The organism is Yersinia sp. 2466 StPb PI (assembly GCF_041538325.1).
GTDB lineage: Bacteria > Pseudomonadota > Gammaproteobacteria > Enterobacterales > Enterobacteriaceae > Yersinia > Yersinia enterocolitica_E.
In genome coordinates this window covers 3,989,212-4,013,152 of record NZ_JAULSL010000001.1, presented here as the reverse complement: position 1 = coordinate 4,013,152, position 23,941 = coordinate 3,989,212, and the positions used below count along the sequence as shown (strand labels likewise).

Below are 23,941 nucleotides of genomic sequence, written 5' to 3'. Positions count from 1 at the left end.
CATTATGGACGACTTAACCCTGCGTTATTTTGACGCCGAAATGCGCTACCTACGCGAAGCGGGCGAAGAGTTTGCTCGTGCGCACCCTGATCGGGCTGCCGGATTAAATCTGGATAAAGTCGGGGCGCATGACCCCTATGTGGAACGTCTGTTTGAAGGCTTTGCCTTCCTGATGGGCCGACTGCGGGAAAAACTGGATGACGACCTGCCGGAGCTGACTGAAGGGTTGGTCAGCCTGCTGTGGCCGCACTACCTGCGTACCATTCCGTCGCTTTCTATTGTGGAGTTCACCCCACAATGGCAGGGGATGAAAGAGCGTATGGGGGTGAGCAAAGGTTTTGAAGTGCTTTCCCGCCCCATTGGGGAGCGGGAAACCCGCTGTCGCTACACCACCACGCAGGATATGGACTTACTCCCGCTGACACTACGCCGTGCCGAATTGGACAGCGAACCAGATGGCCGATCGGTTATCCGGCTGCGCTTTGATTGCAGCGCACTGGCCGACTGGAGCCGTATCAACCTGAGCCGCCTGCCGCTCTATTTTGATGCCGATGCGCCACTGGCTTGCGCCCTGCATGAGGCGCTGACCCTGAATACCGCCAAACTCTGTATCCGTCTGCCGGGGCAGGCTGATCGCCAGCCGCTGGACGGCTATTTTGCCCCGCTGGGGTTCGGTGAGAAGGATACCTTGTGGCCGAAGGCAGACAGCGCGTTCAGTGGTTATCAGCTCCTGCTGGAGTATTTCACCTTCCGCGAAAAGTTTATGTTTGTTGCGTTGAAGGGGTTGGAGGGGGTCGAACTACCAGCGGAACTGCCCTGGTTTGAGATTGATGTGGTGCTGGAAAAACGCTGGGAACATGATTTTTCATTCTCCGAAAAGAATCTGCGCCTGCATTGTGTGCCGGTGATTAACCTGTTCCCGCTGGAATCTGACCCACTGTCGCTCTCTTCATTACAGACCGAATATCAGCTGCGCCCGATGCGCATTCAGGACGGCTATACCGAAATTTATTCGGTAGATTCAGTGATTTCTTCCCGCCATAGTGGGCATCAGGTCTATGTCCCTTTCACCAGTTTCCGTCACAAGGGCGGAATGTTGCGCCATGATGCGCCTGAGTATTACTACCATACGCGGGTCAAACGCGGGCCTTCGGGGTTACACGATACCTGGTTGGTGCTGGGGGGTGAGGCGTTTGATAACCACAGCGTACCGGATAATGAAAACTTGTCACTGAGCCTGACCGGCACCAATGGGCAGTTACCGCGTAAAGCGCTACAAAGCACGGTACTGGATACTGTGGTGAAGTCTACCGGTGCCCAGGTTCGGGTGCGTAATCTGTCGGCGCCTTCGTTGCCGTGCTATCCGCCCAACCGTGACCGTTTTCATTGGCGGGTACTGAGCCATCTGGGCAGCAGTTTTTTGTGGATGATGGATAACGCTGAAGTGCTGCGCGGCACGCTGGCGCTGTATGACTGGACGGACAACGAAATGAACCGACGTCGACTGGAGGCTATCGCCGAGGTTAAACATAGCGAGATTGAACGCTTTGAGCGGGGCTATCTGTTGCGCGGGGTGCACATTGAAATCACTCTCGACAGCAACGGCTTTACCGGTACCGGGGATATTTGTCTGTTCGGGGAAATGCTCAGTCGCTTCTTTTCCCTGTATACCGATATTCATCTGTTTAATCGTCTGACTCTGATACTGCAACCGACAGGAGAACGTTTGGAATGGGAAGAGAATCACACGACCCGCATTCCCGGCTGATCACTCGGCTTAAGCGGGATATCGGACAGATCAATTTTTACCGCTTCTGTCAGTTGCTGGAGCAACAACCGGGAACCTTGCCGCTGGGGAGTACCAATAACCCAGCGGATGATCCGGTGCGCTTTCGTCCGCATCCGGGCATGGGTTTCCCGGTCAGTGAGCTGAAGGCGCTGGAAACTGATCCGGCGCAGCCTGATGCCCCGCTGACGGCGCGCACCACCTTTATGGGGTTGTACGGTGTAGATTCGCCTCTGCCGACGGCCTATATCGACGATATCACCCAGCAGCGGGAAGGGCATGAGGCGCTGGAAGGATTCCTCGATATTTTCAACCATCGTTTTATGACGCAGTTTTATCGCATTTGGCGCAAATATTCCTATCCGGCCACTTTTGAGTCGGGCGGCAAAGATAGCACCTCCCAAAGCCTGTTGGGGCTGATTGGCATGGGTATTCCAGGTTCGCAGCAGCATTTTGCCACCCCGACATCACGCTTTCTGGCCCTGCTGGGGGTGATGCGTCAACCGGGGCGAACTGCCGAAGGGGTACAGGCACTGGTCCGACTGCTGGCCCCCTTTACGCAGGCTGATGTGACGCCCCATTGCCTGCGTACGGTTCGTCTGACCTCACAGATGACATTTGCCGACGAAGGGGGCAACTGGCTGGACGGTTACACCGTACTGGGCGATGAGGCCATCGATGCCAACAGTCAGTTACTGATTTCTCTGCAGACGGCAGACCGCGACGAGGCCGGTGACTGGTTACCGGATGGCCCGCTGTATACCGATTTTCTGGTGCTGTTGCGGGTGTATCTGGGCTGGCGCTATCGAGCCTGTATTCAACTGACTGTCGCAACACGGTTGCTGCCGGCGTTGGTGTTGGATGAGACGCCGGTAAGATTGGGACTGACCGGGGTGCTGGGGCTGGATGACGATACGCTGTCAGACGATATACCTGAATACTATACCGTGGAGCTGGGACACTACAGTGGACTGACTCCACAGAAATACCAAGAAGGAAACCGACGTGTTAGCTATTACTTCGAAAAATAAAACTTGGGCCGCCTGGAAAAATAAAATCTGCATCTCAGCATTGGTTTTATTGCTCAGTGGCTGTGGGCTGACGCAAGCAGTGACTGATGGCACCGTATCGGCCACAAAATCACTGTTTTATAAGCAGATAAAGGTACTGCATTTAGATTTTACCGCCCGTGAAGCTCTGAATACCGATGAGCACGAAGCGAACTCGTCATCGGAGCCGGTGATGGTGCGGGTTTATCAGTTACGTGATGATAAAACCTTCTTAAAAACGGTGTATCAACAACTGGCGAGCGACGGGGAGGCGGCACTTAAAGATGACCTGCTGGCCAGCCGCAGCGTGATAGTGAAACCGGGCGGTGCGGTAACATTGGATATGCCGATGGAAAAAGATACCCGGTTTGTGGCGGTGGTAGCGCTGTTCCGCCATCCAGATATGGCCAAAGACCACTGGCGTCTGATTCTGACGCTGGACGACCTGCATCCCGATAAGCCTCGGACCCTTGAATTGGGTAATAACAGCCTGACATTGCGGGCGGAGACAAAGTAATGCCGGACGCCTCCTCGCCGTCACTGTATGAGCAATTGCTGGGCAATTTCACTGGCGGGCTTGAACTACATCAGGTCAGTGAAGCTAACCAGGTCATTCTCTCGGTGCTCGACAATATGCAGCGCATTCTCAACTGCCGCGCCGGTACACTCAGTCATCTGCCCGATTATGGTCTGCCGGATATGAGCGAGATCCTACAGGGATTGCCGGGCAGTGCGCACGCGCTGCTGACTACGCTCTCAGCCACGTTGCTAAAATATGAGCCACGGTTGAAAAGTATCAACGTGCTGCTACTGCCACAATCCGCTCCTGGCCATCTGGAGTATGCCATTGAGGCGGAACTGAAAGGGCTAGGACTGGTGCGTTACGGCACGGCATTTATGCCGGAAGGCCGGGTGCTGATACGTCATCTTAAACAACAACATTATCTCAATCCGGGTGAGTCATCTTAACGCCTATTCAGGGAAGACAAACACATGATATCGAATACTGAGCGCACGGTTAAAACCGGCGGTGACCCCCGCCATTTTGCTGAATTTAGTGCCTTACGTGACGAAATCGGCAAATTACATCATCCAGCTCGCCCGGATGTTGACTGGGGGCGGGTCGAGCAGCTTTGTTTGGCGCTGTTTCGCCAGAACGGGGTTGAGTTGCAGACCACGGTAGATTTTACCTTGGCACGTACGCACATTGCCGGTCTTGCCGGGTTGTGTGAAGGGTTGGAGCTGTTGGCGGGCTTGCTGTCTCATCAGTGGAGTGCATTATGGCCGCCGCAAACACATGCCCGGGTGGCGTTATTGGCCTGGTTGAGTGACCGGTTGCAGCAAGTTTGGCGCACCATGACGTTATGCTACGGTGACCTGGCTCAGGTGTACCGGGCAGAGCGTGCGTTGGAACAGTTGTGCACGCAGTTGCAAACGCTAGAGCTCAAACATCTGAGTAAATTGGATGGGGTGCGCCTGATGTTGCATAACGCAGCACTACGTCTGGAGAGCGCTGAGGCCGCCGCTGATACGCCAGACCGATTAAGTATTCCGGTACGGCATGCCGGTGTCTCTGAACCACAACGACAGCCACAACCGACATTCTCGTCGGCTGCGGTCAGCGAACCACTGGTTTATCTTGTCAACGAACCGGCCCCGGCACGTGTTGAGGTGGAGTTGTCGCCGCCTTTGCCGCCCCCACCACGTTGGAAAGCGGGGCACGGTTTTGTCGCCGGGCTATCGCTGATGGCCGTTTTGATGACGGGCAGTTTCTTTATCTGGCAGTCGCTGTCATCTAATCCATTGCGCGAGGCATTGCTGATCCGTGTCGCGCCATTACCTGCGCCACTGGCAGCCAAATCAATCGATGAACTGAGAAAACAGACCTCAGATGCTGAGTTGGCACGATTGGCTGGCCCGGTATTGCAAGGCAGTGGCACACAGTTGGAACAACTGACACAGTTACCGCCGTTATGGGCACAAATGCGGGGGGATGGGGTGTTATCACAAGCGCAGCAACTGTGGCCCGCCAGTCAAGAAGTCAACCGACTGAGTGCATTATGGCAACAACAGCGAGAAGCCGGTGCTGCGCCATTGGTGGAGTTGAAACACTATGCATTGGCACAAGAGCGTTTGCGGCAACTGGCAGAGCGACTGAATGGATTGGATGAAAAGAAGGGACGCTATATGACGGTTTCGGAGCTGAAAACGGTGGTGTTTGCGATACAACAGCCGCTGGCAAAAACCTTACCGCTGGAAGAGTTGTTGCGTCAGTATCAGGTACAGTCCGAGTCAGGGCAGACTCCGTCATCGGCACTGCGCCAACAGATTGACAGTCGGTTTAGTCAACTGCTGAACCGCTATGCGTTGCTGGCGTTACCCAATACGGAACAGCACCCGTAGCTGAGACCGCCGTTATCCCTATAGCAACTTAGGGGTAACGGTGTAATAAATCTGCTACCTGACAACGTTAGGGTTTTCATCAGATGATTTGAATAATTTTATACATTCAAATCAATTAATCTTGGCATTCATACAGATAAAGACACATATTTGGCAATGGTATTTGTGAAGGCAGAGGATGTCACGGCGGCCCCCCTGCTACAAGCGCGTCATGTGATGAAAAGTTGCCCAAAATGAATAAACAAAAAAAGTATGAAATAGCCCCATTGAAAGATAGCAGTGAGAGCCTGCAAGGTATTGAAATCAGTGCGGAGAAAAGTGAGTGAACGCGAACGCCACGGTCCCATCTTCCCGACATGTATTTCACTATGCCCCGTTTCGAAACTTGTTTTTTGCCCGCCTCCTCACGGTATTAGGTAATGGAATCGCACCGATTGCACTGGCTTTCGCGGTGTTGGATATCGGCGGTTCCGCAGCAGATTTAGGTCTGGTGGTAGCTGCACGTTCTGTTTTCAATGTTGCCTTCTTATTGATTGGTGGAGTACTTGCGGATCGTTACTCGCGAAGTAAGGTTCTGCTGTCTTCATCTGTTATTGCCGCCTTATCTCAAGGGATTGTTGCCTGGTTGGTGCTGGATGGAACAGCCACAATTATGTGGTTAGCGGTCCTTGGGACGATTAACGGCGCGGCAGCGGGTATTGCCCTTCCTGCTTCTTCAGCAATGGTTCCACAAACAGTACCAGCACGTAACCTCAGGGAAGCAAACGCTTTTATCCAGTTGGGCATCTATGGCGGGACGGTGATTGGCGCCTCACTGGGCGGGGTTCTGACGGCTGCCATTGGGCCTGGCTGGGGATTGGCCGTCGATGCTTTGGGGTTTGCCGCTTCAGCACCGCTTTATCTCTTGATTCGCACTGCCTCGGCACAGCTCCTCGCATCGAAAACCAATATCTTGCAGGATCTACGGGATGGCTGGCAGGAGTTTATTGCTCGTGCGTGGGTGTGGACTATTGTTGCCCAGTTCACTATTGTTAATGCCGCTTTTAGCGGCGTAGTGATGATCCTTGGCCCGATAGTGGCTGATGCTTCATTTGGGCGTGCCAGTTGGGGGATTATTGTTGCCGCACAAAGTATTGGCCTGATTGCCGGTTCTTTTATTGCACTCCGCTGGCGGCCACGACGCGATCTGTTTATTGGTGTCCTTCTGGTTGCACTTTGTGCAGTCCCTATCACTCTCCTTAGTATGGTGTCTTCGACTGCCATCCTTATGGGGGCATTTTTTATTGCCGGCGTCGGTTTTGGGCAATTCGGTGTTGTGTGGGCACATTCTCTACAAACCCATATTCCACCCGAGAAACTCGCGCGTGTTTATGCCTATGATGCGATGGGGTCATTTGTGGCAATTCCTATCGGGGAACTTGCTGCGGGGCCTCTCGCTATGCATTATGGCAGCCGGGCCGTTTTGCTGGCTTCAGCCGTTGCTGTCGTGATAGCGACTATCGCCGCCAGCCTGACTCCGGCAATTAGGCGACTAAATAATGCCGCTCAGGTGAAGCAGCATATTTAGAGGCTTTGCCGCAGTTCATCAGGCGGCAAAGCTTATCCAGTGATACTGTTGGCGCTTAGCTACAATATCACTGGGGGATTACGGCTTACAGTGCTCAGCGATGATGCGAATATCTTTTGGTGTGGTACGACAGCAACCGCCAATCAGTCGTGCTCCCAGGCGCTGCCATTCCCCAACCAGATCAATCAGGTGGTTGTGTTCGCCACCACAGGCATGCCAGGTTTTGCTTACAGCATCGTAATGTTCCCCTGAGTTTGGATACACCAACAGTGGCTTGTCAGCCAATGCAGCAAACTGCTGTAGCGCCGGGGTCACGTTTTCCAGCGCAATACAGTTTATGCCGATGGCCAGTACTTGCTGATTGCCGCGCAGTAGCGCCAGAACTTCGGTCAGGGGGGTACCGTCACTAAGGTGTTGGCTGTCGCGTAGCGTGAATGCGAACCAGCCACCCAAAGTAGGGAATTGTTGCAGTAGTGTTAGCAACGCTTGCAACTCATCGAACGATGGCAGTGTTTCACAGGCCAGCAGGTCAACCCCAGCCTCAGCCAGTGCCGCGATACGTGGCCGGTGGAAGGCGATCATCTCATCCTGTGGCAGCCGGTAATCGCCTCGATACTCAGATCCATCTGCGAGATAAGCGCCGTATGGGCCAACGGAACCGGCAATCAGCAGCGGCTCAGCTTGCGGGTGCTGATTCAAAAAGTCGTTGCGTGCCTGCTGTGCCAACTGAACGCTTTTGGCAATGAGTTCCAACGATTGTTGCTGGTCGAGGCCACGGCGCAGGAAACCCTGTGGGGTCGCCTGGTAACTGGCGGTGATGGCACATTGTGCCCCTGCGTTAAAATAGTCCAAGTGAACCTGATAAATTAGTTCAGGATTCTCAATTAGCACCTTAGCGGACCACAGCGGATCACTAAGAGAGCAACCTCGCGCCTCCAGTTCAGTGGCTAATGCGCCATCCAAAATCAATGTGCGATCAGCGCTTAAGAGCGCAGAGATAGGGTTGTTAACCGGCATGACTCTCTCCCAATGGTTGGTTTTTCCCGGCACGATGGGTCAGGTAATAGGTGATATAGCACAAGGCAACAAAGGGTAGCCCGCAGTATAGGGCGATACGTTGCTCAGGATCGAAGGCCAGACCGATACAGGCTAACAGGCACAGGCTGAAGCCTGCGATCGGCGTCAGCGGGTAACCCGGCGCGCGGTACTTCAGTCCCTCGATTGGCAGCCCACTGCGTAGGTAGTTGCGGCGAAAAACATAGTGGGCTGCGCAGATACTCAGCCAGACTGCGACGACGGCAAAACCAGAAATCGCTGATAGTGCGACAAACACCGTATCTGGCGCGATAACACTGGTCAACAGTGCCAACAAGCCGCCGAGCATGCTAAAGATCAGCGCATTAATAGGAATGCCGCGTTTATTGATGTGGGAAAAATAAGCAGGCAGTGTTCGCTGATTGGCCAATGACCACAGCATGCGGCCAGAGGCGTAAAGACCAGAGTTAGCGGCTGACAGGATGGCAGTCAGGATCACGAAATTGAAGATATCGGCGGCATAGGGTACACCGATACGTTCAAATACCAGTACAAACGGGCTTTTGACAACCTCGGCCTGATCCATCGGGATCAACGCAGCCAGAATAAATACCGTACCGATAAAGAAAACACTCAGGCGGATCACTGTGGTGCGGATTGCCCACGGAATCGCTTTTTCTGGTTTCTCTGTTTCGCCCGCAGCGATACCGATTAACTCGGTGCCGGAGAAAGCGAAATTGACCGCCACCATGGTCATCAGGATCGGTAAGGTGCCGTTTGGCAGCCAGTCAGATTGGGTCAGATTGTGCAGGAAGGGGGCAGGTGTGCCGTCCTTCATCGGTAATAGGCCGAACATCGCCGCACCGCCCAAAATGATAAACGCCAAAATGGTGACGACCTTGATCAGTGAGAACCAGAATTCGCTTTCGGCAAAGAAGCGGGTAGTGACCACATTGAGCAGAAAAATAGCCAGACAAAAGATAAGGCACCATAACCACACCGGTGATTGAGGGAACCAATACTGCATACAGAACCCAGCGGCGGTCAGACTGGAACCGAGGGCTACTGTCCAGGTCAGCCAGTATAACCAGGCAACGGTATAGCCAGTGGCTGGGCCAAGATAGCGGGAAGCATACACGTGAAAAGCCCCGGTTTCTGGCATTGCTACCGACAGTTCACCCAGGCAGAGCATTACCAGATAGACCACCACAGCACCTATCATATAGGCCAACAGTGTGCCGAGGGCACCCGTGGTGGATATTATATAGCCGGTGTTGAAGAATAAGCCGGTGCCAATCACGCCCCCGAGAGAGAGCATCACCAGATGCCGGGCCTTCATTGTACGTTTGAACTGCCCTTCGACGGGAACAGGTGAGTGCATGATATTTTATCCGTTTAGACGTCTATATCTCTAAATGGCTGTTAGTTATACCGGCAATACCTTATGAAATCAATGCTAGATCAACAGTTATCACTTAAGAAGAGCATGGCGCGAGGGGGGAGGGGATTTAGCGCGTTAGAGGTGCACTGGTGAATAAACACCGGCACATACTATAGGGTATGTGCTGGCTTATACTGGGTTTCCGTCTTCTGGCCGGTTGATGCCACCATGAATACTGGCTTTTAGCCAAGTTGCGTAAACATCGGTAATAACAAAGACAGTTTGATCACTACTGCATTGGCGATATCCAGGAAGAAAGCGCCGACCATCGGTACAATCAGAAACGCAACGTGAGATGGTCCGAAACGCTCGGTAATCGCTTGCATATTCGCAATTGCTGTTGGAGTTGCCCCCAAACCTAAACCACAATGCCCAGCAGCAAGAACGGCCGCATCATAATTCTTTCCCATAATCCGATAAGTGACAAATATGGCATACAGAGCCATGGTTAGCGTCTGCACCAATAAAATCGCCAACATCGGTAATGCCAGAGACGCCAATTCCCACAATCTCAGGCTCATCAGCGCGATTGCCAGAAAAAGGGAGAGGCTTACGTTACCGACTACGGAGACTGCACGGTCAAAAACCTGATAAAACCCGGTATAAGTGAGTAGATTACTAAGAATAACCCCGACAAATAAGACATAGACGAAGATCGGTAATTCAAATAGAGATCCCGCCAGTAACCCCGAGATATAGCGACCAGCCATCAAACAAATGGCAATCATGGCGATAGTTTCTACTAATACCAGCGCAGTGATCATCCGCCCTGACTGGGGTTTCTCGAAGGTTGTGGGTTGCAAGGCATCTTCGGCTCTGCCATTGGGAGTGGCGGAATGTTTAATGAGATAAAGGGCAATAGGGCCGGCGATCAAGCCACCTAATACCAAACCGAAAGTTGCGCAGGCCATGGCAACTTCCGTAGCATTACTTAAGCCATAATTCTCCGCAAATACGGCACTCCAAGCCGCACCGGTGCCATGCCCACCAGAAAGTGTTATGGTTCCCACCAGCAGCCCCATCAGTGGCTCCAGCCCCAGAATTTTGGCCATACCGATGCCAACCATATTTTGCAGTAACAGCAAACCAATAACGACCACAAAAAACTTTATCAATACCTTACCGCCAGCCCTTAAGCTTGCCAGATTCGCATTAAGGCCAATTGAGGCAAAAAAAGTCAGCATTAGCGGATCACGTAGTGATGTATCAAAGCTGGCTTCCCAACCGGTTGTCTGATGAATAAGCAGAAACAGTAATGCGAGCAGCAAACCACCCGCAATAGGTTCCGGGATAGCATATTTTTGTAGTAGAGGAATATTCTGGACACATTGCCTTCCTAGCAATAGCACCAGCGTTGCAGCAACGAGCGTACCATAAGCATCAAAGTGAAACATATCGAGGCCCCACACAGGTAAAATAGTGATCTGTTATTTAAGTTTTTTAAATAGGGCTAACAAACATATATTGGAGGATTCATGGTGACGCTCCTGATAACGGTGAGGCTAAGGAACTTTTTCGTGTAGGAATTCTATTAGCATAAAGAATAGCTAAATTAACGTTATCGCTTAATTAAAGCGTAGCACGACTTTCTTTTATCCTGTGTCTTTGGTGATGCTTTTCTGTATAACATGTTGTTTAAACAATAGATAATGGAATCTGGCATCACTTATTAGTTGCCTACCACCACAGAAAATAGCGGCTCGATATCATTATGAATTTGCTCCGAGCGATAAAGCCCGGAGCTTGTAATCTATTAGCTAATAAACTCAACGGCCCCGCCATTGAGATTATACATTGCGCCAACTATTTTAATTTTCCCCTCTTTCTCTAATCCATTGAGAATACTACTCCGGCTCCGTATTTCATTGATCGTATGCTGAACATTGGTTTTAGCAACGGCATCGACAAACTGATCATTTTTACCGGTTCTTTCTCCGTTAAATTGGGTTGCGTCAATTGCTGGCTTAATTTGATTTAACAAGCCGGTCAGATTACCGAGTTCTACGCCGTCGATTGCCCCCCGAACTGCGCCACACGAAGTATGCCCCAAGACCAGAACTACTTTTGCTCCCGCGGCCGCACAGGCAAACTCCATACTGCCCAATAAATCGTTATTGGCAATGTTACCGGCAATACGGGCATTAAACGTTTCACCAATCCCGGTATCAAAAAGAATTTCCGCCGGAGCCCGTGAGTCAATACAACTGAGAATAACCGCCGCGGGGAATTGACCTTCAGCACTGGCCCGTTTTTGAGCCAAATAATCATGCTGTTGCATCTTGCCTGCTCTAAAGCGGATATTCCCTTCTTTCATGCCAGCAATAATTTGCTCCGGAGTGAGTTTATCTCGCTCTTCACGCGTTAATGCTGCTGCGTAAGATATCCCTGGTGTGGCTAGAGTTAATCCACTGGCGATACCAAGCACCGACATTCCTACCGCAGTTTTTAATAGTGAGCGCCGTTGTTTGGAATGTTTAATATCTGATTGATTGATTGGGGGTTGTGACATGTTTATCTCCTCAAATATGATTTTTGGTACATTTTCATTTAGACACTATATGGAATAGCTGAATAGTGCTTATGAATGTAGCTTGCTATTGCTCAATAGTGAGCATTTCCAGATATTTCTTGTGGTATGAGTATCAATGAGTTAAGGAGAAAAACCCACGTGTGCGGGTTGGGGATATAAAGGCATTTAACGGCTAAACCCAATATTGTTATCAATTTAAGTTTTTCTTAAGTATCCATCATTACACTCCTTATTATCAGTAAAAGGAGCGATTATGAGCATGAATATTCAGGCACCTTACCAGTTGTTATTTGCTCAGAATGAGCAAGAAGAAAACGAACTGCAACAATATATTCAGCGGGAGTATAGCCGTGAGTTCAATGCCACTATCCCACATTTTTTACCTCATTTATTAGGACTATATCGTGCCGATGGTGTCCTTATTGGTGCCTGTGGCTTGAATCGTGGTGATTTCGGGGCACTTTATCTTGAGCACTATTTGGACGCACCTATTGAGGTGGTCATTGCAACGCAAACAGGGCATTCAGTTTTACGTAATCGTTTGGTTGAAATAGGTAATTTTGCTTGTTCGGAATCGGGAAATGCACGAATTATGTTTGCGGCTATTTGCCGGTTGTTATGTGAGAACCAGCTTGATTACGTGGTGTTTACCGGTACCCGAAAATTACGCAATATTTTTCACCGATTGAATTTAAAACCACTGGAACTGGCCCCTGCGCTGGCAAATCGTCTCGGTGAAGAGGCTTTTGCATGGGGGGAATACTACCAGAGCCAACCCTGTGTGATGGTGGGGGACTTAAATCAGGGCCGCCAAGTGCTGAGTAAAACCAGCTTATTACTTTCCTTGTTTGCGCCAATGCCCAGCATTTTTACTTTTCAAAGGAGGACACAACGATGATCCTTTTTGAACAGTTGGCGAAAATGGCGGCGCAAGACCCTCTGCGCCCTGCATTGTGCGATAGTTATCAGGTGATTAACTACGGTGAATTACTGCCCAAAATAGCGGCATTGGCAGAGAGGTTCCGCCACCAGAAAATAGCGCGACTGGCACTCTTGCTGGATAACGGCATTGACTGGGCCATTATCGATTTGGCTTGCGCATTAGCCAATATTGTTATGATACCGGTGCCGGTTTTTTTCAGTAATGAACAGCAGAATTGGCTACTGGATAGTAGCGGTGCGGATGCTTTGATTGGCCCTGCACGCGCGGATTGGATAACTACCACATCATTTGAATACGCTCTGCAACGCCGCCAACCGATAGCGGTGCCCGAGTTACCACCGCATACCGCAAAAATCACTTATACATCGGGGACCACGAGCCATCCCAAAGGGGTATGCCTGAGTTGGGATCATCAGATGCAAGTCAGTCTATCGCTTATCGACAGAGTGGCTCCTGCCAATGTTGAACAGCATCTGACATTGCTGCCCCTTTCAACATTACTTGAAAACATTACCGGACTGTATGTTCCGCTGTTAAGCGGGGCATGTAGCCGTATACCGCCGCTTGCTGAAGTGGGTTTTACCGGCTCCAGCCAATTCTCCTATCAGATCCTTGCCCAAGCAATTCAACAGTGGCGCCCGCACAGCTTGGTACTGGTACCCGAGCTATTACGCTTGTTGGTGATGTTATGTGCCATAAATCCAGATCTGACACAGAGTTTACGTTTTGTTGCTGTTGGCGGGGGCAAGGTTGCCACGGATTTAGTGGCTAAATCACATCAATTAGGATTGCCGGTTTATGAAGGATATGGGTTATCAGAATGTGGTTCGGTGGTTGCCCTAAATACGCAGGGGGATATGTTGCCCGGCTCAGTGGGTAAACCATTAGCGCATTGTCAGATAAGCATCGCGCAAGATGGGGAAATTCTGATTTCTGGTTCAACAATGCTTGGCTATTTGGGCGAGCCGGCACCGGCACAAGCTGTGACGACTGGTGATCTTGGGCATTTTGATAACCAAGGTTTTCTGCATATTACTGGCCGTAAAAAGAATGTTCAGATTACAGCATTTGGTCGGAATTTTTCCCCAGAATGGGTTGAAGCCGAAGCCCAAGTTTTTCCGGCGATATCTCGTATTGTCATCTTTGGTGATGGGTTAACCGCCAATGTCGCCTTGATCCAACCGACACCCGGTTATGAAAATAGTCTTGCAGATCAAATAGCTCAACTTAATAGACGGCTGCCTGATTACGCACAGGTTCACCATTATCTTCTGGCCCAGCTAAGTGTAGAAAACGGGTTATTAACCAATAACGGGCGTCCGAAAAGGCAGCAAATTCTGTCCGAGTATCACCTCCGTATCGATCAATTAATTGCAGGGGGTAGGGTATGAATTTCTATCAACAATTACAGCATGATACTGCGGCGGATAGAGAGAAACTCCTTTCTGCTCCGGTTATAGAGGCTTGTCGTAGTGGGAATATTAACGCCGAAATGTATATCGCCTTTTTGACCCAGGCTTTCTATCACGTTAGCCATACCGTCCCTTTACTGATGACGGCGGGTGGCCGGATGAGCTCAGAGTATGAGTGGGTTCGTGGGGCTATCGCCGAATATATTGATGAAGAATATGGGCACCAGGAATGGATATTAAATGATATTCGCACTTGTGGCGGTGATGCGCAGGCCGTTCGTCATGGTCAGCCAGTATTGGCGATAGAGTTAATGATAGCGTTTCTCTACGATCATGCCTCCCGCCTTAACCCGATGGGTATTTTTGGTATGGTGCACGTCTTGGAAGGGACCAGTGTTGCTATCGCAACAACGGTTGCCCAACAGCTCAAACAAGGGCTGGGGTTACCGGAAAAAGCCACGAGCTACCTCAGTTCACACGGTGAACTGGATAAAGAACATCTGACTTTTTTTGAATCATTAATGAACCAGGTTGAAAAAGTCGAAGATCGTGCGGCGATTATTCATTCTGCCAAGGTGGTTTACCAGCTTTATGGGGACATGCTGCGTGGCCTGATGGATCAACCGCAATGAAACTCAATAATAGCCGAGTTCTACTGACCGGGGCCAGTGGCGGTATTGGCCGGGCACTGGCCCATGCATTGGCGAAACAGGGCGCGTGTTTGATATTGCACGGGCGCAATGAAATTGCCCTTACACAGCTTTTGAATGCATTACCTAATCCCGAGGATCATCAAGTATGGGTAGCCGACCTTTGTGACTCGGCGGCATTGGCAAAACAGGTTGAAGTGCTTAGGGATCAACCCAGCATTGATATTTTAATCAATAATGCTGGCACCAATCACTTTGCGTGGCTTGAGGATCAAAGTGAGCAACAGATAGTACAGCAGTTATCACTGAATATTCAGGCGCCGATATTACTGACTCGAGCTTTACTACCCTATATCAGTAATCCCGGCATTATTATGAATATTGGTTCCAGCTTTGGCAGTATTGGTTATGCCGGATATAGCGTGTATTGCGCCAGTAAATTCGCCCTTCGTGGCTTTAGTGAGGCACTGGCCCGTGAATTAAGCGGTTCGGCCATCAATGTTCTTTATTTTGCGCCTCGAGCCACACAAACCACGCTTAATTCAACGGCTGTTTATGCCATGAATGCAGAATTGGGGACAAAAAGTGACAGTGCCGAGTTTGTGGCTAAACAGGTAGTTATTGCGCTGAATCAAGAAGTAACACGGCGCTGGCTTGGCTGGCCGGAGCGGTTCTTTGTCAAATTAAATGCAATTTTCCCCAGCATTGTTGATAAAGCTCTCGCGAAGCAACACGCTATTATTGCCCGCTATGCTCAGGCTTCCAGTGATAAGAAGGATTCACCATGAAGACGTTAGTATTATTACTTACCGTTTTTGGCAGTACCGCTGTTTATGCCCAAAGTGAGTTGGTCGATATCCAAAATCAATGGGCTGTTTGCCAATATCAGGTGGTGGCAAAACAGAAAGAGTCCTGTTTGGAAAAACTCAGTACGATTGCAGATAAGGCCAGTTCAGCCAACGGATCACGTGCTGATCTATTAATTTGGTCTGCTATCGTTAAAAGCAGTTGGGCAGGAGAGAAGGGGGGGCTGGGAGCGTTGGATTTGGTTAAGGACGCGAAAGTTAAGCTGGAGCTGGCAATAAAACTCGATGCTAATGCGTTGGATGGCTCTGCTTATACCAGCCTCGGAACCCTCTATTATCAGGTTCCTGGTTGGCCTATTGGTTTTGGCGATAAAAAACAAGCCGAACTGTTGTTAAAAAAAGCGTTACAGGTAAATCCAACCGGCATAGATCCCAACTATTTCTATGGTGATTTCCTGTTGGAGCAAGGGCGCAAAGCGGATGCAAAAGGCTATTTACAAAAAGCACTGGCGGCCCCAGCACGTTCAGGCCGAGAATTGGCAGATAAAGGCCGTCATCAGGACATTCAACAGCGACTTGATAAACTCTGAAGTTTCACTCTAAAAGGTAGCGCCACGATGCACAGAGAACGGCATAGTATCGAAAAGATAGGCTGGCTGCGGGCCGCAGTTCTTGGCGCTAATGATGGGATTGTCTCTACCGCAAGTTTGTTATTGGGTGTCGCGTCAGCCAATGCCACACATCAAAGTATTCTTTTGACCGGCATTGCAGGTCTGGTTGCGGGTGCGATGTCGATGGCAACAGGGGAATATGTCTCGGTATCTTCTCAGTCAGATACAGAAAAGGCCGCATTGGCGGAAGAGCAAGCAGAACTGAACGCCGATTTTCAAGGTGAATATCGTGAGTTAACCTCGATTTATGTTCATCGCGGCCTTGATGTAGCACTGGCCAAGCAAGTGGCTGAAAAACTGATGAGCCATGATGCGTTAGGTGCTCACGCCCGTGATGAATTGGGGATATCTGAAATCACTACCGCTCGCCCATTACAAGCGGCCTGGGCTTCTGCGATGAGCTTCTCAGCGGGCGCAATACTGCCCTTGTTGGTGGCGTTTATTGTCACGGCTGACTGGGCAATTCCAGCCATTAGCCTGTCAGCATTGGCTTCTCTGGCTATTCTGGGGGGGATTGCCGCGAAAGCAGGCGGAGCGCCAATATGGCCAGGTATTATTCGAATTACCTTCTGGAGTGCGCTTGCGATGGGGGTATCATCGGGGGTTGGCATGCTATTTGGTTCAGTCACAAGCTGAAATCAGAATAGGGCGGATCTGACAAGTAATCCTGATAATAGAACGTTTCATTTCAGCTAGTTAAAAGAGTTATTGGGTAACAGATACATCTTCCTCTGCTGCGAATTGGCTTAACATGTAGAAAGCTGCATCAGCCTAATTTCACCACCGTAATCCCTTTCTTCGTTTCTTGCTCAAACTTGTACAATTATTATTTTCTTGTACAAGTTTGTATTAACCCGCTATGGTTAATCTATAGGTGTTTTCGGCAAGGTAAATGGCATGGCGACATACAGTATCAGTGAGGTGGCGCAACTTTGTGGTATTAATCCAGTAACACTGCGTGCCTGGCAACGGCGTTATGGCTTGTTAAAACCACAACGTACTGAAGGTGGCCATCGGCAGTTCAATGACGACGATATTGTCCGTATCCGCACTATTGTGCGCTGGATAGAACGCGGCGTCCCAGTTAGCCAGATCAAACCTTTACTCGACGGTGGCACAGCACCTGGCGACAGCACTAACTGGGTAACACTGCAACAACAGTTACTGGCGCTGATTCAGGCTCCCGCACCGCATAAACTCCGTAGTCGTATCTTTGAATTAGGGCGCGAATATCCACCTCAGGCCCTGATTGAATATGTGCTAAGACCATTACGTTCACAGCTTAAGAATGAACATCAATTGCTGCACATGCTGAGTCGTCTGCTGGATGGCGTGATCATTGAATACGCGACTTTTTGTATGCTGGGTGCACGCAAGAAGCCAGGCGAGAATGTATTACTACTGGGATGGGGAAACATCGATCCTACCGAGTTGTGGATGGCCGCCATCGTTCTGGCGAAAAACAATATGCATATCGATATTTTGCCGGGATCGCTGGAAGCTCCGCAATTGGCTATGTTTAAGGCCGAACGCTACTTTCTCTGCACCGATGGCGTACTCAATACTGCCAAGCGGCGGCAATTAGCAGCTTGGTGCGATGCAGGCTTGAATATTACGCTTATCGATAACCATGCTCTGCTAATCCTTGCTTCGGAGCACTACCATGAGTAACGCTGAAGCACTGCTGGCACGTTTTTCACAATTCTATACCACGTTGGATACAGCACGTCTGGTCGAGCTATCTGATGTTTATCATCGCGATATCCACTTTATCGATCCCGTTGGAGAACATCAGGGATTGAGTTCACTTGAAGTTTATTTTCAATTGCTGCTCAGTAACTTAAGCACTTGTAGCTTTACCCTCACTGACATTCAGCACCATGACCAACAAGCCTCTGTGTGCTGGCATATGACTTATGCCCATCCCCGTCTGCGCCGTGGCAGCTTGCTCAGTTTAGAGGGTATCAGCCAGTTACGCTTTGCTGAACAGCGGGTTATCTATCAGCGTGATTACTACGATCTGGGTGCCATGCTGTATGAACATATACCGCTACTCGGCGGGATTGTTGTCAAATTGAAGAAGAGGCTACAAGCATGAAACACGTGGTGATCACCGGAGCCAGTTCCGGGATTGGGCAGCAATTGGCGCTCGATTATGCCGCCGAGGGCTGGCAGGTGACCGCCTGTGGACGTGATGAAGCCCGGTTGATGGCACTTGGCGCGCATAATTCGGCAATTACGGCGCGTCATTTCGACATAACCGATTTGTCTGCTACGCGTAGCGCGTTGGCGCAATGTCCGGCCGATCTGGTTATTTTGTGTGCTGGAACCTGTGAATACCTTGATAACGGTGTCGTAGAGGCTGAACGGGTTGCACGGGTGCTTAATACTAATTTTCTTGGTCCGATCAATTGCTTAGATGCCCTGTTACCACAACTGTCGTCCGGGAGCAGGATCGCATTGGTGGGGTCAACAGCCAGCATCATCCCCATGTCGCGCGCAGAAGCTTATGGTGCCTCAAAAGCTGCACTTGCCTATTTTGCCCGTAGCCTGGCCGTGGATTTGGCAAAATCCGGTATTAATGTTTCGCTGATATTACCCGGTTTTGTTGCCACACCGCTGACTGACCGCAACGATTTTGCCATGCCGATGATAATCACCCCTAAGCAGGCTTCGCACTATATTCGCCGTGGTCTGGCAAAAGGGGCCGCTGAAATTGCTTTTCCCCCACTGTTCGCCGCGCTGTTACGACTAACAGCTCTACTTCCACAAGCTCTACAACGCTGGCTTGCCAAGCGTTTGGTGAGGTAATCCAATGAGAATTGCCATTATCGGCAGCGGGATTTCCGGTTTAACCTGTGCATGGAAGTTAGCTAAAAAACATCAGGTTACACTGTTTGAAGCCAATGATTATCCCGGTGGGCATACCGCGACCGTGGACGTCACGCTGGAAGGGCGCAGCTACGCTATCGATACCGGATTTATCGTCTATAACGAGCGGACCTATCCGCAATTTATTGCTCTGTTGGCTGAATTGGGCATCAGTGGGCAAGCCACGGAGATGAGCTTCTCGGTTACGCATCCTCGCAGTGGACTGGAGTACAACGGCCATACGCTCAATACTCTATTTGCCCAACGCCGTAACCTGCTGAATCCACGCTTTTATCGCCTACTGGCAGAGATTATGCGTTTCAATCGCCAATGTAAGAAAAACCTGGCGAATGGTGGTATTGCGGCTCAAACGGTGGACGATTTTCTGCAACAGGAAGGTTTTTCCCCCTATTTTGCCCAGCATTATTTGTTACCGATGGGGGCCGCTATTTGGTCTTCTTCAATGACTGATATGCGCCAGTTTCCATTAGCACTGTTTTTGCGCTTTTTCGATCACCACGGTCTGTTAGACATCACCAACCGCCCACAATGGTTTGTAGTGCCAGGCGGCTCGCGTGAATATGTGCGCCGCATGTTGGCCATAATGGCAGACAACCTGACATTGCACCTGAATATGCCAGTCCTGCGGGTTGAACGCCAACCACAAGGGGTGATACTTCATAGCGCCTTGGGGCAACAACATTTTGATCAGGTGATTTTTGCCTGCCATGCCGATCAGGCACTGCGTCTTCTGGCCGATGCCAGCCCGCAGGAGCAACGTGTTTTAGCTCAGTTGGGCTATCAAGCGAATGAAGTCATCCTGCATACCGATATTCGTCTGCTGCCACGCCAACGCCGTGCCTGGGCCAGTTGGAATTATCGCTTACCAGCCAGCGACGAGCATGCAGAGAATCAACTCGCCAGCGTGACTTACAACATGAATATTCTGCAAGGCTTGGATGCGCCACAGACCTTTTGTATCACACTCAACCCACAGCAACCGATTGAACCGGCGCTAATTCTGCGCCAGTTTAGTTATCACCACCCGGTATTCAATCAGACTACTGTACTGGCACAACAGCAGCGTTCGCTGATAAACGGGCAGCACAATACCTGGTTCTGCGGCGCTTACTGGTATAACGGATTCCACGAGGATGGGGTACGCAGTGCGCTGGACGTCACGCAGGTTTTGTTGCAGGAGAACGCCGCATGAATAGCGCCCTTTATGTAGGACATGTGCGCCATCGTCGCTTCAGCCCGGTCCAACACAGCTTTGATTACCAAATCTTCATGCCGTTGATTGATCTTGATGAACTGACACAATTGCCCGCGCTGGGTATTGCGTTGGAACGCTTTGCCCCAGCGTCGTTTTATCGTGGCGATTATCTGGGTGGTGGCGATATTAAACACAAAGCGCAGCAACGTATTGCACAATTGACCGGCGAAAAGTTGAATGGCCGCGTTATGCTGTTGTGCCAGTTGCGCTATCTGGGATGTTACTTCAATCCCGTCAACTTTTACTATTTGTATAACGATGATGACAAACTGTGTTGGTTGTTGGCCGAAGTTCGTAATACCCCGTGGAATGAACGCCATACCTATGCCGTAAATCCAGAAGGTACCTCAACCATAGATAAAGTTTTTCATGTATCACCGTTTAACCCGATGGACATGACCTACCACTGGCGGCTCTCTGCCCCCGCACAGAGACTGCGCATTCATATCGAAAATCACCGTGTCAGCCGCGAATTTGACGCGACATTACTGCTTTATCGACACCCTCTAACGCGGGCAACGTTGCGCCGACAGTTATGGCTTCTGCCTCTAATGACACTGAAAACTGCCACCGCCATTTACTGGCAAGCACTGAAGTTATGGCTGAAACGCACCCCTATTTACCCTCACCCCGCCGCCGGCGGCAAGGATGAACGATGAGTTCCTCAGAATACACCCTCGCCGATAGCACCCCTTTTTCGGGTCACAATAAAGGTGCTCGTCGCATTATTTTTACCTTGCTACAGCAGTTGCAAGGGGGCGGATTATTGCTGCGTGAAGCAGGTGTCGGTGAAATCCAGTTTGGTGATACCCAAGCTCCGCTACAGGCTGAAATCGAGGTTTATGATCCCCGAGTTTACCGCCGAATACTGTTGGGTGGCAGCATTGCTGGTGGAGAAAGCTACATTGACGGTTATTGGAGCAGTCCTGATCTAACTCGCCTGCTTCAGTTGCTGGCCAGTAACATGCAGTTGGTCGATAAGATGGAGGCCCGTTTAAGTTGGCTGACCGCCCCTTGGCATCGGCTGGTGCACCTGCTACGTGATAATAGTCGGCGGCAGGCACGGCGCAATATTGCCGCACATTACGATCTGGGTAACCGCTTCTATCAGCAGTTTCTCGACAGTGAAATGCTTTATTCCAGCGCGTTGTACAGTGAAACGGAGATGACATTGGAACAGGCGCAACAGGCTAAAATGCGTCGCTTGTGCCAACAGTTAGATCTGCAACCACAAGATCATCTGTTGGAGATCGGTACTGGGTGGGGAGCGCTGGCGGAATTTGCCGCGCGTGAGTATGGCTGCCGCGTCACCACCACGACTATCTCGCAGGAACAGTACGTTTATGCCCAACAGCGTATTAAGCAAGCTGGATTAGAGGATCGCGTTACTCTGTTGTTTGAGGATTACCGTGAGCTGACGGGGCAATATGACAAACTGGTCTCGGTCGAAATGATCGAAGCCGTAGGCAAACGTTTTCTGCCTCTATTTATCAAATGTTGCCAGCAGTTACTGAAACCTAAAGGCAAAATGGTGTTACAGGTGATCACCATTACTGACCAGCGTTATCAGCAATACAGCAGCAATGTGGATTTTATCCAGCGTTACGTCTTCCCCGGAGGCTTCTTGCCATCGATAACCGCGCTGTGCGATACCCTCACACGCCATAGCGATCTGGTGATGTGTGACCTATTCGATATTGGCCGTGACTATGCCCGCACGCTGCAACAATGGCGTGAGCGTTTTGAGCAGAATTGGCCTTTATTACAGAATCAGGGATTTGACGAACGTTTTCAGCGCCAGTGGCGATTTTACCTGTGCTATTGCGAAGCTGGTTTTCTGGCGCGATCCATCAGCACCGTACAACTGAGTGCTGAGCGTCGATGAGATTGGGCACCGGATTTTGGCTAACTACGCTCGGTTTTGATGCCTATTGGACGCTGGCCATTATTTGGCGTGAACAAGTAATGCTTTTTCTACTTCTGGGCGCTGCGCTGGCACTGATATTTACCCCGCGGCAACAGCGTATATGGGTCCTGTTAGCGGCGCTACTGGGTATTACCATGGATGCGTTTTGGTGCTATCTCGATATCTTTAAATTTGCTGGCGGGGGCGGTGTTCCCATATGGATGTGCGCATTGTGGCTTACTTTCACTAGCTGGTTTTATTGGCTACTGAGACGGATTATCCCGACGGTGAAAACAGTTGTGTTGTTAGGTGCGCTTACCGGCCCACTAGCCTATGTCATCGGCTGGAAATTGAATGCGATGACCCCACAAATCGCACCTGAAATGATGATCCTCACCCTATCTTTAGGGTGGGCTATTTATCTGCCAGTTGTCAGTTGGCCAATACTACGCAGGAGAATTGAATGAAGATGCTGTTAACTTTTCTTCTTTGTCTGAGTACTCAGGTGGCACAGGCCAGCGATTGGAGCACGTGGCCGACGGTAGGCAGTGCCACGCTACGTTGGGGGCCCTTTGATATTTATTTTTCAGTATTGCGTACACCGAGCGGACGCTATGAGGAGGGGGGATGGCCGCAGGCACTGAGTATTAACTATCAGCGTTCTATTACCCAAGAAGAGCTGGTGAACGCTACACAAGAACAATGGCAAGCCATGAAAATCAGCGTGTCTGCAGCACAGCAGCAGCGTTGGCTCAAGCAGATAGCGACGATATGGCCGGCAGTAACCTCTGGCAGCCAACTCACTTTCGTGGGTGATAATACTGGCGGACAATTTTATTATCGCGCGCCATCTAATCCATATATTAAGCCGATTGGTGATCGTTTCGACCGTGCTTTCCGAGATGCATTTCTCGCTATCTGGTTGTCACCGACGACACAATATCCTGACTTGCGGCAACAATTGACTGGAGGTATCTGATGAAAATCAAAAGCCTGTTACTGGCTTTCCTGTTTGTACTGGCTGGATGCAGTGCAGATATCAATGACTATCAAAACAATAAACCTACTTTCGATTTGTTCGGCTACTTCAGCGGTGAAACCCGCGCCTGGGGAATGTTGCAGAATTATCAGAATAAACAGACTCGCCGTTTTGAGGTGGTTATCCAGGGCGATGTTGTCGGCAATACCCTGACGCTCAACGAGAAGTTTGTTTTTGCTGATGGCGAGCGCCAGACCCGAATCTGGCGCATCATCAGAAACGCTGATGGCAGCTATCAGGGGACGGCAGGGGATATCATTGGCGTGGCCCATGGTTATACCGCAGGTAATGCTTTCAACTGGCGTTATGATATGGACGTGAAAACAGAGAACGGCAGCATAAAACTACACTTTGATGACTGGCTATATCGCCAGGATGATACCCATTTGTTCAACCAGACATCACTGCGCAAATTTGGTGTTGAAGTCGCCAAAGTGACACTGTTTTTTGAAAAGAAAAGCTAACGTTCTGTTGTTGGGTGCAATAATTCATCGAGTAAAGTATGTGAAGAGGAGATTTAACGATGAAAGGAGCGATTCAATTTATTAATATTTTC

25 protein-coding genes are annotated in these 23,941 nt (G+C 50.3%); 21 read left to right on the top strand and 4 right to left on the bottom strand.

From position 1 onward, the window contains the following. Positions 1-4 precede the first annotated feature (4 nt). The 6 genes from tssF to Q2T72_RS18255 all read left to right on the top strand — a co-directional run bounded on the left by tssF (position 5) and on the right by Q2T72_RS18255 (position 6,805). Positions 5-1,768 (top strand): type VI secretion system baseplate subunit TssF, encoded by a 1,764-nt coding sequence (tssF, locus tag Q2T72_RS18280; protein WP_372569612.1) that lies wholly within the window; start codon positions 5-7, stop codon positions 1,766-1,768. Beyond that, positions 1,732-2,817: a type VI secretion system baseplate subunit TssG gene (tssG, locus tag Q2T72_RS18275; RefSeq protein ID WP_372569611.1), complete on the top strand. Its 1,086-nt coding sequence runs from the start codon at positions 1,732-1,734 to the stop codon at positions 2,815-2,817. Before tssF ends, tssG begins: the two co-directional genes overlap by 37 nt. Beyond that, entirely contained in the window at positions 2,801-3,352 is a 552-nt protein-coding gene (gene tssJ, locus Q2T72_RS18270; protein ID WP_372569914.1) for a type VI secretion system lipoprotein TssJ, read from the top strand. The genes tssG and tssJ overlap by 17 nt, the downstream gene beginning before the upstream one ends. Beyond that, the gene (gene tssE / locus Q2T72_RS18265) at positions 3,352-3,804 is read left to right on the top strand and encodes a type VI secretion system baseplate subunit TssE (RefSeq protein ID WP_083162591.1); all 453 of its coding nucleotides are present in this window, start codon (positions 3,352-3,354) and stop codon (positions 3,802-3,804) included. Before tssJ ends, tssE begins: the two co-directional genes overlap by 1 nt. A gap of 24 nt (positions 3,805-3,828) precedes the next feature. Beyond that, positions 3,829-5,238, top strand: coding sequence for a VasL domain-containing protein (locus tag Q2T72_RS18260; protein WP_372569610.1), 1,410 nt, complete (start codon positions 3,829-3,831; stop codon positions 5,236-5,238). Positions 5,239-5,560: 322 nt separating this feature from the next. Beyond that, positions 5,561-6,805 carry an MFS transporter gene (locus Q2T72_RS18255; protein WP_372569609.1) on the top strand — a complete coding sequence of 415 codons (1,245 nt, stop codon included), beginning with the start codon at positions 5,561-5,563 and terminating at the stop codon, positions 6,803-6,805. Positions 6,806-6,883: 78 nt separating this feature from the next. On the opposite strand, the gene mmuM is transcribed toward Q2T72_RS18255, so the two are convergent. The 4 genes from mmuM to Q2T72_RS18235 all read right to left on the bottom strand — a co-directional run bounded on the left by mmuM (position 6,884) and on the right by Q2T72_RS18235 (position 11,790). Continuing rightward, positions 6,884-7,822, bottom strand: a complete 939-nt coding sequence (gene mmuM / locus Q2T72_RS18250) for a homocysteine S-methyltransferase (RefSeq protein ID WP_372569608.1) — start codon at positions 7,820-7,822, stop codon at positions 6,884-6,886. Then, a complete protein-coding gene (gene mmuP, locus Q2T72_RS18245; protein WP_083162599.1) occupies positions 7,812-9,221 on the bottom strand; it encodes an S-methylmethionine permease in 1,410 nt (469 codons plus the stop codon). Before mmuP ends, mmuM begins: the two co-directional genes overlap by 11 nt. Positions 9,222-9,463: 242 nt before the next feature. Next, positions 9,464-10,675 (bottom strand): sodium/glutamate symporter, encoded by a 1,212-nt coding sequence (gltS, locus tag Q2T72_RS18240; protein WP_372569607.1) that lies wholly within the window; start codon positions 10,673-10,675, stop codon positions 9,464-9,466. A 359-nt stretch (positions 10,676-11,034) separates the two neighbouring features. Beyond that, a complete protein-coding gene (locus Q2T72_RS18235) occupies positions 11,035-11,790 on the bottom strand; it encodes a carbonic anhydrase (RefSeq protein WP_083162603.1) in 756 nt (251 codons plus the stop codon). Between the two features lie 274 nt (positions 11,791-12,064). Here Q2T72_RS18235 and Q2T72_RS18230 point away from each other — a divergent pair, with 274 nt between their 5' ends. The 15 genes from Q2T72_RS18230 to Q2T72_RS18160 all read left to right on the top strand — a co-directional run bounded on the left by Q2T72_RS18230 (position 12,065) and on the right by Q2T72_RS18160 (position 23,849). After that, the gene (locus Q2T72_RS18230; protein WP_083162605.1) at positions 12,065-12,709 is read left to right on the top strand and encodes a thermostable hemolysin; all 645 of its coding nucleotides are present in this window, start codon (positions 12,065-12,067) and stop codon (positions 12,707-12,709) included. Next, positions 12,706-14,145, top strand: a complete 1,440-nt coding sequence (locus Q2T72_RS18225) for an AMP-dependent synthetase/ligase (RefSeq protein WP_372569606.1) — start codon at positions 12,706-12,708, stop codon at positions 14,143-14,145. Before Q2T72_RS18230 ends, Q2T72_RS18225 begins: the two co-directional genes overlap by 4 nt. Next, complete coding sequence (locus Q2T72_RS18220) at positions 14,142-14,798, top strand: TenA family transcriptional regulator (protein WP_083162609.1); 657 nt, start codon at positions 14,142-14,144, stop codon at positions 14,796-14,798. The genes Q2T72_RS18225 and Q2T72_RS18220 overlap by 4 nt, the downstream gene beginning before the upstream one ends. After that, positions 14,795-15,604 carry an SDR family oxidoreductase gene (locus Q2T72_RS18215; RefSeq protein ID WP_083162611.1) on the top strand — a complete coding sequence of 270 codons (810 nt, stop codon included), beginning with the start codon at positions 14,795-14,797 and terminating at the stop codon, positions 15,602-15,604. Before Q2T72_RS18220 ends, Q2T72_RS18215 begins: the two co-directional genes overlap by 4 nt. Beyond that, the gene (locus Q2T72_RS18210) at positions 15,601-16,212 is read left to right on the top strand and encodes a tetratricopeptide repeat protein (RefSeq protein WP_083162613.1); all 612 of its coding nucleotides are present in this window, start codon (positions 15,601-15,603) and stop codon (positions 16,210-16,212) included. Before Q2T72_RS18215 ends, Q2T72_RS18210 begins: the two co-directional genes overlap by 4 nt. Before the next feature lie 27 nt (positions 16,213-16,239). Continuing rightward, on the top strand, positions 16,240-16,929 hold the full coding sequence (locus Q2T72_RS18205; RefSeq protein WP_083162615.1) for a VIT family protein: 690 nt from the start codon (positions 16,240-16,242) through the stop codon (positions 16,927-16,929). 261 nt (positions 16,930-17,190) lie between these two features. Continuing rightward, positions 17,191-17,964: a MerR family transcriptional regulator gene (locus Q2T72_RS18200; RefSeq protein ID WP_083162617.1), complete on the top strand. Its 774-nt coding sequence runs from the start codon at positions 17,191-17,193 to the stop codon at positions 17,962-17,964. Continuing rightward, positions 17,957-18,391 (top strand): nuclear transport factor 2 family protein, encoded by a 435-nt coding sequence (locus Q2T72_RS18195; protein WP_083162619.1) that lies wholly within the window; start codon positions 17,957-17,959, stop codon positions 18,389-18,391. The genes Q2T72_RS18200 and Q2T72_RS18195 overlap by 8 nt, the downstream gene beginning before the upstream one ends. After that, positions 18,388-19,104: an SDR family NAD(P)-dependent oxidoreductase gene (locus Q2T72_RS18190; RefSeq protein WP_372569605.1), complete on the top strand. Its 717-nt coding sequence runs from the start codon at positions 18,388-18,390 to the stop codon at positions 19,102-19,104. The genes Q2T72_RS18195 and Q2T72_RS18190 overlap by 4 nt, the downstream gene beginning before the upstream one ends. 4 nt (positions 19,105-19,108) lie before the next feature. Beyond that, on the top strand, positions 19,109-20,377 hold the full coding sequence (locus tag Q2T72_RS18185; protein WP_083162622.1) for an NAD(P)/FAD-dependent oxidoreductase: 1,269 nt from the start codon (positions 19,109-19,111) through the stop codon (positions 20,375-20,377). Continuing rightward, positions 20,374-21,099, top strand: a complete 726-nt coding sequence (locus Q2T72_RS18180; RefSeq protein WP_083162624.1) for a DUF1365 domain-containing protein — start codon at positions 20,374-20,376, stop codon at positions 21,097-21,099. Before Q2T72_RS18185 ends, Q2T72_RS18180 begins: the two co-directional genes overlap by 4 nt. Further along, a complete protein-coding gene (locus Q2T72_RS18175) occupies positions 21,096-22,325 on the top strand; it encodes a cyclopropane-fatty-acyl-phospholipid synthase family protein (protein WP_083162626.1) in 1,230 nt (409 codons plus the stop codon). Before Q2T72_RS18180 ends, Q2T72_RS18175 begins: the two co-directional genes overlap by 4 nt. Next, positions 22,322-22,813, top strand: coding sequence for a DUF2878 domain-containing protein (locus tag Q2T72_RS18170; RefSeq protein ID WP_083162628.1), 492 nt, complete (start codon positions 22,322-22,324; stop codon positions 22,811-22,813). The genes Q2T72_RS18175 and Q2T72_RS18170 overlap by 4 nt, the downstream gene beginning before the upstream one ends. Next, positions 22,810-23,325, top strand: a complete 516-nt coding sequence (locus Q2T72_RS18165; protein WP_193784779.1) for a hypothetical protein — start codon at positions 22,810-22,812, stop codon at positions 23,323-23,325. The genes Q2T72_RS18170 and Q2T72_RS18165 overlap by 4 nt, the downstream gene beginning before the upstream one ends. Next, on the top strand, positions 23,325-23,849 hold the full coding sequence (locus tag Q2T72_RS18160; RefSeq protein WP_372569604.1) for a DUF3833 domain-containing protein: 525 nt from the start codon (positions 23,325-23,327) through the stop codon (positions 23,847-23,849). The genes Q2T72_RS18165 and Q2T72_RS18160 overlap by 1 nt, the downstream gene beginning before the upstream one ends. The last annotated feature ends 92 nt before the right edge of the window (positions 23,850-23,941 follow it).